Annotated in this window: 8 protein-coding genes; 3 read left to right on the top strand and 5 right to left on the bottom strand. The window is 63.0% G+C overall.

What is annotated here, in order from left to right; genetic code table 11:
• Nucleotides 1–31: 31 nt before the first annotated feature.
• Entirely contained in the window at nt 32–1,999 is a 1,968-nt protein-coding gene (locus GR702_RS20285) for a potassium transporter Kup (RefSeq protein ID WP_160987378.1), read from the bottom strand.
• 160 nt (nt 2,000–2,159) lie between these two features.
• Between GR702_RS20285 and GR702_RS22180 the strand changes: the two genes are divergently transcribed.
• Both GR702_RS22180 and GR702_RS20275 read left to right on the top strand, forming a co-directional pair.
• Nucleotides 2,160–2,585 carry a hypothetical protein gene (locus tag GR702_RS22180; protein WP_202408400.1) on the top strand — a complete coding sequence of 142 codons (426 nt, stop codon included), beginning with the start codon at nt 2,160–2,162 and terminating at the stop codon, nt 2,583–2,585.
• A 58-nt stretch (nt 2,586–2,643) separates the two neighbouring features.
• Nucleotides 2,644–3,468 (top strand): TorF family putative porin, encoded by an 825-nt coding sequence (locus GR702_RS20275; RefSeq protein WP_160987377.1) that lies wholly within the window; start codon nt 2,644–2,646, stop codon nt 3,466–3,468.
• A gap of 146 nt (nt 3,469–3,614) precedes the next feature.
• Here GR702_RS20275 and GR702_RS20270 read toward each other — a convergent pair whose 3' ends face one another.
• Both GR702_RS20270 and uxaC read right to left on the bottom strand, forming a co-directional pair.
• Nucleotides 3,615–5,045, bottom strand: a complete 1,431-nt coding sequence (locus tag GR702_RS20270) for a mannitol dehydrogenase family protein (RefSeq protein ID WP_160987376.1) — start codon at nt 5,043–5,045, stop codon at nt 3,615–3,617.
• Nucleotides 5,042–6,484 carry a glucuronate isomerase gene (gene uxaC / locus GR702_RS20265; RefSeq protein WP_160987375.1) on the bottom strand — a complete coding sequence of 481 codons (1,443 nt, stop codon included), beginning with the start codon at nt 6,482–6,484 and terminating at the stop codon, nt 5,042–5,044. The genes GR702_RS20270 and uxaC overlap by 4 nt, the downstream gene beginning before the upstream one ends.
• A 57-nt stretch (nt 6,485–6,541) precedes the next feature.
• Here uxaC and GR702_RS20260 point away from each other — a divergent pair, with 57 nt between their 5' ends.
• Nucleotides 6,542–8,074 (top strand): UxaA family hydrolase, encoded by a 1,533-nt coding sequence (locus GR702_RS20260; RefSeq protein ID WP_419880312.1) that lies wholly within the window; start codon nt 6,542–6,544, stop codon nt 8,072–8,074.
• 55 nt (nt 8,075–8,129) lie between these two features.
• On the opposite strand, the gene GR702_RS20255 is transcribed toward GR702_RS20260, so the two are convergent.
• Both GR702_RS20255 and GR702_RS20250 read right to left on the bottom strand, forming a co-directional pair.
• Complete coding sequence (locus tag GR702_RS20255; protein WP_160987373.1) at nt 8,130–10,400, bottom strand: EAL domain-containing protein; 2,271 nt, start codon at nt 10,398–10,400, stop codon at nt 8,130–8,132.
• 289 nt (nt 10,401–10,689) lie between these two features.
• Entirely contained in the window at nt 10,690–11,250 is a 561-nt protein-coding gene (locus GR702_RS20250) for an outer membrane protein (RefSeq protein ID WP_160987372.1), read from the bottom strand.
• Between the last annotated feature and the right edge of the window lie 372 nt (nt 11,251–11,622).

Below are 11,622 nucleotides of genomic sequence, written 5' to 3'. Positions count from 1 at the left end.
CGGTATGGTCAGAACTCCGGGTAAGGATGGATCAGATCTCCACCTGAGACCCCAGTTCGACGACGCGGTTCGTAGGCAGGTTGAAGAACTCCATGGGTGTCGCCGCATTTCGGATCATCCAGGCGAAAAGCTTTTCGCGCCAGATCGCCATTCCCGGTTTTTCCGATGGAATGAGGGTCTGGCGGCTCAGGAAGTAGCTGGTGTCCATCTTCCCGATCGGAGCCCCGCATGCGGTGACCGACCTCAGGGTCTGCGGGATGTCTACTTCTTCCATGAACCCGTGTCGCAGGCGCATGCGGTAGAAACCCTCGCCCGCTTCGCTGACCTCTACAGCCTCGGGCACCGGAAGCAGGGGCACGGCCTCCGTCACCACGGTCAGGATGATCACGCGTTCGTGCAGCACCTTGTTGTGCTTCACGTTGTGAAGCAGTGCCGGAGGCACCCCGTCGATGGTCGAGGAAAGGAAAACCGCCGTTCCCGGCACCCGTCTCACGGACCCGGCTGTGGAGCGGATGAAAAGCTCCAGCTCCATGGCTCCCAAGGCCAGATAGTGGCGCATGATGCGCCGTCCCTTGGACCATGTGGTCAGGAGCAGGAACACCGCAGCGGCGACCAGAAGCGGGAACCAGCCGCCATCGGGGATCTTCGTTGCGTTCGACAGGAAATAGGCACCGTCGATCAAGAGGAACAGGCCGGTCACCAGTCCCGCAATCAGCGGGTGCCAACGCCAGACTGCGAAAGTGAGCACGCCCATCATGCACGCCGTGATGACCATCGTTCCGGTGACCGCGATCCCATACGCGGCGGCCAGGTTGCTCGAACTGTGGAAGGTCACGACGAGCAGGATCACGAAGATCAGCAAAGTCCAGTTCACTATCGGCACGTAGATCTGACCTTCGGCTGAAGCGCTTGTATGCAGGATGCGCAGCCGCGGAAGGAAGCCCAGCTGCACGGCCTGGCGCGTGACCGAAAAGGCACCCGATATGACTGCCTGGCTGGCGATGATCGTGGCGAGCGTGGCTAGCGCCACCAACGGCAGGCGCGCCCATTCCGGCGCCAGCAGGAAGAACGGGTTCTGTGCCGCGGCCGGGCTCTCCAGCAACAGGGCTCCCTGGCCCATGTAGTTTAGCATCAGGCACGGAAACGCGGCATAGAGCCACGCAACGCTGATCGCCTTGCGCCCGAAGTGGCCCATGTCCGCGTAGAGCGCCTCCGCGCCAGTAACGGCCAGGACGATCGAGCCAAGCGCAAGGAAGGCGAGCGTCGGGTCGATCCTGAAGAAGTTGTAGGCCCACCACGGATTGACGATCCCCACGATCTGCGGATGCTCGATGAGGTTGGCAAGCCCGAGGCAGGCGAGCACCAGGAAGTAGACGATCATGATCGGGCCGAAAAAGGCGCCCACCCTTTGTGTCCCGTGCTTCTGGATCAGGAAGAGGCCGAGGAGGATCACCACTGCTATCGGCACGACGAACCTGCCCAGCGAGGGCTCCACGATCGTCAGACCCTCCACTGCGGAAAGGACCGACATGGCGGGCGTGATGATGGCATCGCCGTAGAACAGGGCGGCCGCCATGACGCCCAGCATGGCGACGGCGGGAGTCCATCGGTTCTCCCCGAGAGTGCGGGCGATCAAGGCGAGGAGGGCCATGCTGCCGCCTTCCCCTTCGTTGTCAGCCCGCATGATGATGAACACGTACTTGACCGTGACGATCAGCGTCATCGTCCAGAAGATCAGCGAAAGAACGCCATAGATGTGCGGGGGATCCACGAGGAGCGGATGATGGCCGACGAAGCTCTCCTTCAGCGCGTAGAGCGGCGACGTGCCGATATCCCCGAACACCACGCCCAGCGCACCGATGGCGAGCGTTGGCAGGCTGCCTTGCGTGGCATGATGGCCGTGCCCTTCGGAGCTGATGGCGTGCGTGTTCAAGAGTTCGTCCCATGATTGCCTGCGAGCACTGCAGGGCAATGCCACAGAAGCGCATTTGATCTCCATATGCGCTCGGCGCAATTCGCATATGAATCGCATATGTTCTGCTCGTTCCGCCGTGTTTGCACGTGACAGGCATTGAGAGATCTCAACGCGGACAAGCGTTCATCCCTCTCGAATTGCTATGCGATCCTGCATAGTTGGTGTGCCTCCTGGAAGGAGGTCGATGATGGTCAACTGGCATGAAAAGATCGCGGCCCGGATCGGACTGCGCCTTGCGGGAGCAGTTGTTCTTTGGACGGCCTGGCTTAGCCTGACCCGGCTTCATGCGCTGGTGCACTCGCATTCGCCGCGCGAGCCAAGTTCGCGAGAGCTGGTCCTTTGCAGCGTAGTCATGCTGTTGCTCGTTCTCGGCAACGCCCTGCTCGTGTTCGGTTCCGGCCTTTGGAAGGAGGTGGAGCTACCCATTCGTCGAGGTCTTTCGCGGGCGGGGGAAGAACAACTGGATTTCACGTTTGCAGGCGAAGACGGGCAGCCAAGCAGCATCTCCGATGAGGCTGAAGTGATTGCCAGCAACGTTGTCGCTGCAAGGTATTGTGAAAATACAATGGGGCGGGCGGCGCCTGCCTCTCGATATCAAACGCGAAGCTGATCTACGTGGGCGGCCTCGAATGGCCCTGCGGAAGTGCGGGGAAGCAATGAGGACATCCATGAAATTCATCCCTGCAGTCGCCGCCCTTCTCGTCGGCATTATCTTGCCCATAGCCGTTCATGCACAGGAAGAAGTGCCCTCGAGCGCGGTTACGATCTCCGGCTCGGCAACCATCACTACCGACTACCGCTTCCGCGGCGTGTCGCAATCGGACGAGGACATGGCAGTCCAGGGAGGCTTGAGCATCAGCCATGCCGGCGGAGTATATGCAGGCGTTTGGGCATCGAACCTGGCGGGCTGGGGAACATTCGGCGGGTCCAACATGGAACTGGACCTGATCGGCGGCTACAAGGCCGGCCTTGGGGCGAACACGGTGCTGGACGTGGGACTGACCTGGTACATGTATCCAGGCGGCGCTAACGACACCGATTTCGCCGAACCCTACGTCAAGCTCTCGGGCACGAGTGGTCCTGCGACATTAACGGCGGGCGTGGCCTATGCTCCGAAGCAGTACGCGCTTGCCAACGTCTCCAACGCGCCAGACAGCCGGGGGCAGAAGCAGGATAACCTGTATATCTGGGGCGACGGTGCCTTTGTCATTGCCGGCACACCGCTGACGGCAAAGGCGCATTTTGGCCACTCGGACGGGAACCCCGGGCTGGGTCCGAACGGCACCAGCGTGGCTCCCACAGGCAGCTACTGGGATTGGTCGGTCGGCTTTGATGCCGCCTGGCGCAACCTGACGTTCAATATCTCCTACACGGACACCGACATCACGCGTTCCCAGGCCGCCCGCCTCCAGCCCAGTTTCAGCAAGGGCCAGGACGGAACCGGCTCGATCGCCGACGCTGCAGTAGTGGCCTCGCTGACCGCCGCGTTCTGACAACCCGCCGGAGCCCGGCGTCCCTGTTCCGCCTCGACTTTGCATGGTCGACGTCGATGCAGGTGCTCATCCCACCTCTGCCGTCTGCGCCCTTCCGGTGAGGGGGCGCAGGCGGCAGCATCTGCCAGGCGGCCAGCTTCGATAAGTCAGACCGGAGAAGGCGTGAGGAAACCTTCTTCCAGCGATGAAATGGCCCGATCCACGCTGCGAACGAAGCGCGCGTCGTCACCCAGATCGCCGAAGATCTCGCGCATCGCCAACACCTGACGCCAGTCGCCGGCGCGCTGCAGCAGCGGTCCGGCGAGAGGATCGGTGATGGTGATGCCCTTTCGAGCCGCGCGGCCGAGAAACCGCAACCACGCCGCGATCGGAACGGCCAGCCGGTCTATCGGGCGCCCTGCAGCCATTGCATCACGCACGGTGTCGAGCAGGCGGTAAGGGAGCTTCTGGGAACCATCCCAGGCGATCTGCGAAAGCAGATGCCGGATCGCCGGGTTTGCAAAGCGCGCCAGCACATCGGTTATGTAGGCGGGAAGGTCCAGTCCGGGCGGCGTAGTCACGGAAGGCGCTATGTCCTCGCGCATCAGGCGCTCGACAAAGCCGGCAAGATCGCGATCGGTCATGGCTTCGGCCACTGTCTCCAAGCCGAGCCCCAGTCCGATGTAGGCGAGGGACGAATGAGCCCCGTTGAGCAGGCGCAGCTTCGCAGTCTCGAACGGCCCCACATCGGTTGAGAAAGTGACGCCAGCGCTCTCGAGGGCAGGGCGTTCTCCCGCAAAGCGATCCTCGATCACCCACTGCGTGAAACGCTCGCGCTGGATGGGCCAGGCATCCTCCAGGCCGGTGGCGTCGAGGATGCGGGCACGCAAGGCGTCGTCGATCGCAGGCGTGATCGAATCCACCATGGCGTTGGGGAACGTCACCTGCCCCGATATCCAGCGCGCCGTCTCCGGATCGATCGCTTCCGCCAACGCCAGCGTGGCTGCTTCGAGCTTGCGGCCATTGTCGGTCAGGTTGTCGCACGAAAGGACCGTCAGGCCCGGCAGTCCGCCAAGCCGGCGCGCTTGCAGCCCGCGTACAAGCCAGCCGGTGAACGAAGCCGGCACCCAACCGTCGGCGCGGGAACCATCGAGATCGGCGACGATCGCCGGATGGGCGAAGTCAAGACTGCCGTCCGCGCTCAGGCAGTGGCCTTTTTCGGTAACGGTCGAACTGATTATGCGGGTGTCCTCGTGCGCCAGAGCACCCAGTATACCCGCGGGAACGTCACGGGTGAGGACGCGCTGGATGGCGCCGAGCACGCGATACTCGACCTGCTCCTCGAGGAGCGCGAGCGTGTAGAGCCCGTCCTGCGGGTTCAGCGCTTCCGCGACGGCCTGCGAGTTGAGGCTGACGCCGATAACGCCCCAACGCGGATCTTCATGCAGCAGCGTATCGAAAGCGGCTGCCTGGTGAGCGCGGTGAAAGGCTCCCGGGCCGAAATGGACAACCCCTGCGGAAACGGCGGTGCGATCGTAGGTCGGGCGACCGATGGATGATGGCAGTGTGGGAAGCGAGGCCTGCGAGAGGCGGGTCATGCCGGTTCCACTTCGCGCTCCGGAGCCTTGAGCCCATAAGCCTTGCGCACCAGCCCGACTGTCAGCTCCTGTACAAGATCTGCAGCTTCCCAGTCCGCCAGGCGATGCTCGGCAACGAGGCGGGCAAGGAAGCCGCAGTCGATGCGCCGGGCAACATCGTGGCGCGCCGGGATCGACAGGAATGCCCGGGTATCGTCGTTGAACCCGACGGTGTTGTAGAAGCCGGCCGTCTCGGTCGTCATTTCGCGGAAGCGGCGCATCCCCTCCGGGCTATCGTGGAACCACCACGCCGGACCCAGCTTGAGACAGGGATAGTGCCCGGCGAGAGGAGCCAGTTCGCGGGTATAGGTCGTCTCGTCGAGAGTGAAGAGGATGACCTTGAGGTCAGGCTCGTTGCCGAAAAGATCGAGCATCGGTCGCAGCGCTTCCACGTACTCGGTCGCGCGCGGAATATCGGCGCCCTTGTCTCGGCCATGGCTTTCGAAGAGCCTTGCATTGTGGTTGCGCGTGGCGCCTGGATGGATCTGCATGGTCATGCCGTCCTCCACGCTCATGCGCGCCATTTCCGTCAGCATCTGAGCCCGGAACAGTTCGGCCTCTTGTGCGTCGGCGCTTCCCGCCATCACCTTGCCGAAAAGGGCTTCGCATTCGGCATTCGCAAGATTGGCCGTCCTTGTGGTGAGAAAGCCATGGTCGGTGGCAGTCGCCCCCATGGCGCGGAAGTCGGCGCGGCGCTTGCGATGTGCGGCAAGATAGCCCTTCCAGCTATGCACGTCCTCACCGGAAAGCTGCGCGAAGCGGACGATGTCGCGCGCGAAGCTGTCGTGCTCGGGATCGATCACGGAATCCGGGCGATACGTGGTGACGACCTTCCCCTCCCAGCCCGATGCGCGGATAGCTTTGTGATGCTTCAGATCGTCCCCGGCGCCCTCTGTGGTCGCGAGGAGTTCGATGTCGAACCGCTCGAAAAGGGCGCGGGGGCGGAAAGCCGGGGATACCAGCGCCTCAGCGATCGCGTCGTAATACTGGTCGGCAGTAGTGGCATCGAGCGCCACGTCGAAGCCGAAAACGTCTGCGAAGACATGGTCCAGCCACATGCTGGAGGGCGTGCCGCGGAAAAGATGACGGTTGGCCGCGAAGAGGCGCCATGCCGCGCGAGGATCGGTCTTCGGCATGACGCCGCCCTTGCGCGGCACGGCCAGTTCGTCGAGCGCGATCCCCTGCGAATAGAGCATGCGAAACAGGTAGTGGTCGGGCGCAAGCAGCAGTTCCGTCGCATTCGTCCATGGGGCGTCGGTCGCGAACCACTCGGGGTCGGTGTGGCCATGCGGGCTGATGATCGGCGCGTCCGCCACTTGTGCGTAGAGTTCACGGGCGATCGCGCGGGTCGACGGATCGGCGGGAAACAAGCGGTCAGGGTGCAGCGAAAGACTTGGCATCGGGGAGGCTCCACGAGTGGCGTGAAGTGCAGGTACCGAGTTGTGCCAGCGCTGGCAATGCGGTATCGGTCAACCATGGTCGAAACGATTTCCCAGTCCATCCCGGCGATAAGGACTTCCGAAGAAGATGATGTCGCAGTTGCCCTGCGCCCGCTCGATCCGGGTGCTGAGGTCGCGGTTGGAGGGCAGGCCATACGTCTGCTTGAGCCCATACCGGCGGGTCACAAGTTTGCCGTTGCTGCCATCCGGGCCGGGCAACCCGTGCGACGCTATCGCGCGCCCATTGGCGTTGCCATTCAGGACATCGCCGTGGGCGAGCATGTTCACGTTCATAACGTTCGCACCGCACTTGCCGGCGAAAAGGTCTACGCGTTCACGGGCGCAGGCGCTGAAACGGCGCGGGAACGATCCACGCGCACCTTCAAGGGGTATGTTCGGCCGGACGGCAGCGTGGGCACGCGCAACGAGTTGTGGATCCTGCCCACCGTTGGCTGCGTGGGGCGTCTTGGCGAGCGCCTTGCACTGCATGCTAACGGGATGGCAGGGCAGGGCGTCGATGGAGTCCACGCCTTCAATCACCCGTTCGGGTGCTCGCAGCTTGGCGCGGATCTCGATGGCACGGCGGCAGTGATCGCCTCTCTGGCGATGAACCCGAACGCGGGCGGCGTATTGCTTCTGGGACTCGGTTGCGAGTCCAACCAGCTTGAAGAACTGCTTCGGCGCATCCCGGGCGAACGCCGCGGTCGCTTGCGTGTCCTGCGCGCTCAGTCCGAAAGTGACGAGTTCGCCGCCGGCAAGGTGCTGATCGCGGAGCTTCTCGAAGTGATGCAAGAGGATCGCCGGGAGGAAGTGCCGCTTTCAAAGCTGCGCCTTGGCGTGAAGTGCGGGGGATCTGACGCGATGAGCGGGCTCACTGCCAATCCCCTCATCGGCCTCATGGCCGACGCCGTGACGGAGGCAGGCGGTGTCGCGATCCTGACCGAAATTCCCGAAATCTTCGGGGCCGAGCAGTTGCTGCTGGAGCGGGCGATCAACGAGGACGTGTTCGATGAGCTCTCGGAGCTGGTGAACTCCTTCAAGCGCTATTTCCTGGATCATGGCGAGCCGGTTTCGGAGAACCCCAGCCCGGGCAACATTGCGGGCGGGATCACCACTCTCGAGGAGAAATCCCTGGGCGCGGTGCAGAAGGGCGGCCTTGCTCCGGTACGCGACGTGATCGGCTATGGCGAGCGCCTCTCTCCAACCGCTTCGCCCGGAGGTCTGACGGTTCTCGAAGCTCCGGGCAACGATGCGGTATCGACCACTGCGCTTGCAGCGGCAGGAGCGACGATCACCCTTTTCTCGACGGGACGTGGTACGCCGCTGGGCAGCCCGGTACCGACCGTGAAGATTGCCTCCAACCACGCACTGGCCGAGCGCAAGCCGGGCTGGATCGACTTTGATGCGGGTATCGTGCTGGAGAGGGGGATGCGTGCAGCCGCCGTCGATCTGCTCGGCCGCATGGTTGCCATCGCAAGCGGCGAACCGGCCCGGAACGAGAGCAACGACGAGCGTGCAATCGGCATCTGGAAGCGCGGCGTTACACTTTGACGTGCCGGCCTCTTGATGCCTTCCGTTCTCGAACCTCAGCCATTCAATGACGTGATCAGGCCGCGTTCCTAGGCGCGCCCGCTTCCGGGAAAAGGTTCGTCAGGCTCGTTTCTGGGACGGCGTGCGCGAAAAGAAATCCCTGCAACTCGTTGCAGCCGGCCGCAGCCAGAAGCTCCATCTGCTGATGATTCTCGACCCCTTCAGCAGTCACCGTCAGCCCCATGGCGTGACCGAGCGTGATCACCGATGTGACGATCGCCGCCGCTTCGCCGTCGAGGCCCAGGTTGTGCGTGAACGAGCGGTCGATCTTAATCTTGTCCACTTTGTACCGGCGCAGATAGCTGAGGCTGGAGTAGCCGGTGCCGAAATCATCAAGGGCGATGCGAAAGCCTGCTTGTCGCAAATTCTCCAGAACGGTAGCGGCACCCACGTCTTCGGCCAGAAGCACGCTCTCGGTGATTTCGAGTTCGATCTGACGCGGATCGCACCCGGCTTCCGCTGCGATCAACAGGAATCTGCCTACCAAGTCCTGACTACGGAACTGCACCGCGGACAGGTTTACCGCCACGAAGATATCGGGCCACTGCGCGGCAACCCGGCAAGCCTGGGAAAGCACCCACTCTCCCAGCTGAACGATCAGGCCGGTTTCCTCCGCGATCGGAATGAACTGCTGCGGAGGAATCGAACCGCGGCTAGGGTGCTCCCAGCGGAGAAGCGCCTCCAGGCCCAGGACTCGGCCGGTTCCAGCTTCCACCTCCGGTTGATAATGGACCTGGAGTTCCGTTCCTCCTGCAATCGCCCGCCGCAGTTCTTCCTCAATCTGGCCGCGCAGCTTGACCGATTCGTCCATGGCGGGCGCAAAGATGCGGTAGCAGTCACGACCCTGGCTCTTCGCGCCGTATAGGGCGATGTCGGCCTTACGCAGCAGTTCTCCCCTGTCGGTTCCCGCGTCCGGCGCGATCGCGACACCGATGCTGACGCCCACGAACACCTCGTTTCCGACAAGGGCGAAAGGGTGCTTCACGGTTGCGAGAACCCGCTCGCACGCCTGTTCGACGCTGCGCGCATCGTCGATGCCGCACATCAGGATGCAGAACTCATCCCCGCCAATCCGCGCGACGGTATCGATCTCTCGCACGATCTTGGAAAGGCGCTCCGCGAAGTCCCGGATCAGGGTGTCTCCGGCGGCATGGCCAAGCGTGTCGTTGACCTGTTTGAAACGGTCGAGATCCAGCGCCAGCACCGCACAGCTTTCACCCCGTCTCGTCCGCGCGAGCGCCTGGTCGAGACGGTCCTGAAACAGGGCGCGGTTGGCAAGTCCCGTCAGCACGTCATGGAAGGCGAGGTGCTGCGCCTGCGCCTCGCTTGCCTGCAGATCGAGCACCGTCACGGACAGCTTTCGGCCCGACTGCCATAGAGAGCGGCACAGCGCGGCCATGGCTGCAAGCATTGCTACGACAAGGAGCGCAGAGCCCGGCCCGAGTGAGCGAACGATGAGGCGCCCAGGCAGCTCCGGTTTCCAGAAGAAGTATCCGATCGAGCGGCCTTCCTCGTCCTTGAACTCCACCGCCGTCTCGCCGTCGCGAGTGTCGCGTCTTGAGGAGTAACGCAGATCGTGGAGAAGGTGCCATGCCGACAACTGCTCTAGGAAGCCTCCATCAAGGAAACGCACGCTGACCATGACCGGCCATTTGCCCTCGCTGCGATCACTGGGACTGGCTCCGGGACTGGCGATCCGCATCACGCTGACCGCAGCGGGGCGCCCGGCGACCTGCAGCGCGTCGCTGTCGAAAACCGTACTTGCGCGGGTAAGGACGGTCGAGCGTTTCTGCGACACAGCTTGCTGAGGGAGAGTTCCCGTTTGACCGGGCTGCGTCACCGACCGGACCATCGGACGTACTGCGCGCGCGATCTGCAGGAAGCGCTGCGGGGAAGCAGGCCGTCCTCCTTCAAAGGCGTAGATCGGACGGCCTTCGCTATCGAGGATAAAAGTCATGTCGTGGCGGAACATGTCGCTGAGCCAGCGCCCTATTTCCGCATCGAGCCACGCCTGGTCTGCTTTTTCCTGCGCCAGGTGAGGGGGCAACTGCTCCCAAGTCGCAACGGTCTGTTGCTCGTATGCGATCTGGTCGGCGCTGCTGGAAAGAGCCAGGCGGGCCACCCGCGTCTGCCGGCGTAGCGCCGCGTCGTTGCTGGCGCTGCTTGCCCAGAATATGCCGATTGTCACCGCTGCGACGACGACGCACGCAAGCGCCGCCACCGGGGCGACCACATTGCGCCGGAAGTATCGGCGGTAATCCGCCGGTGTCCTTGTCCTCGTTCCCACGCGTCTGAACCTTGCTGCTTTCTCCGAAAAGGTAGCAGCAGATGGTTTAGGAAGACTTGCCGAGGCCCCTAGATGCTAGCACTTTGTTTCACTGCTTTTTTGGGAACCTCGCCGCTCGTGTGCTGGCATGGCGACTAGGAACCTGCGCGAACAAAAAAGACCTCGCCACGTGATGCGGCGAGGTCTTCGAGACTGTTGGTGGTCCCGCGTGTTGTGAGCCACTCCTTGTCGAAGCGGCAGGGAACCACGCCTTCGACAGGCGGGCCCCACACGCGGGATCACACCTGAATCAGAAGTGGACGATCACACCAGCCATCGGGCGGATGCTGTCGAACTCATAGGTTTCGGCCTGAAGACGAAGGCGGACGCCGCTGTTGGTGGTGATGCCGCCCAGACCGATGTCGCTCGGGCCGACTTCCACGCCAACGCCGTAGATCCAGTCCTGCATGTCGCCATAGCCACGCTTGCCGTTCACCCACTGGTAGCCAGCGGAGGCATAGACCATGCCGCTGTCACCCGCGCGGGCGCCGATGCGACCACGCACGCCGTATTCCCAATCGATGTCGCCGAAGCCCTTGGTCGCATTGCCTTCCGCGCCAACGAAGACCGGCCCGAGCGGAATGTTGACACCGGCGACGCCGCTGACGAGGCCGCCGTTCATCTTACCGCCGCGGGGCGACCCGAATTCGCTGGTGCGATCGAACTCGTGATAACCACCAAGGATACCGACGTAGGGCTCAATCCCGAAGGCGGGGCTGCCGTCGGGCGCAGTCTCTTCTGCTGCATCCTGGGCAAATGCGGCAGTCGGCATGACTGCGAGGAGGGCAGCAGCGAAAAGAACTTTCTTCATATGAAACTCCGAGTGTTGCACGCCGCGTCGGCGGCACGGTGGGAGAACATCGGCGACGGGCGTCGGTTTCGTCCAAAACATCATTCTGCTGCAGTGTGGCATTTGAGCATCACGCGATCTCTGCACGCAGACCGTTGGAGCGGAGCTGAATAGGACGCACCGCGTGACATGTTGAGGAGCCGCTCGGCCCACCTCAGACACGTCGGCTTATGATTGGGGCCTGTGGAAAAATCCTGGAAAACTTAGGTGTTGACCGAATCGAGGGGTAGCTTTAGAGGGCCGTTCACCGCAGCGGAACGCACCGGTTTTACTGGCTTCTGCGGTTGCTGACATGACGGGCAACGTGCTCCTCGAGATAGAAATCGGGGATGT

This window comes from Novosphingobium silvae, assembly GCF_009856825.1.
GTDB lineage: Bacteria > Pseudomonadota > Alphaproteobacteria > Sphingomonadales > Sphingomonadaceae > Novosphingobium > Novosphingobium silvae.
Note: the sequence above shows the minus strand (reverse complement) of the source record. Positions and strands in the feature narration are given on the sequence as shown.

Bases quoted from the DNA above. Each gene is read 5' to 3' on its own strand.
- GR702_RS20275 (WP_160987377.1), top strand. From the start codon at position 2,644: ATGAAATTCATCCCTGCAGTCGCCGCCCTTCTCGTCGGCATTATCTTG.
- uxaC (WP_160987375.1), bottom strand. From the start codon at position 6,484: ATGCCAAGTCTTTCGCTGCACCCTGACCGCTTGTTTCCCGCCGATCCG.
- GR702_RS20270 (WP_160987376.1), bottom strand. From the start codon at position 5,045: ATGACCCGCCTCTCGCAGGCCTCGCTTCCCACACTGCCATCATCCATC.
- GR702_RS20285 (WP_160987378.1), bottom strand. From the start codon at position 1,999: ATGGAGATCAAATGCGCTTCTGTGGCATTGCCCTGCAGTGCTCGCAGG.
- GR702_RS22180 (WP_202408400.1), top strand. From the start codon at position 2,160: ATGATGGTCAACTGGCATGAAAAGATCGCGGCCCGGATCGGACTGCGC.
- GR702_RS20250 (WP_160987372.1), bottom strand. From the start codon at position 11,250: ATGAAGAAAGTTCTTTTCGCTGCTGCCCTCCTCGCAGTCATGCCGACT.
- GR702_RS20260 (WP_419880312.1), top strand. From the start codon at position 6,542: ATGCGGTATCGGTCAACCATGGTCGAAACGATTTCCCAGTCCATCCCG.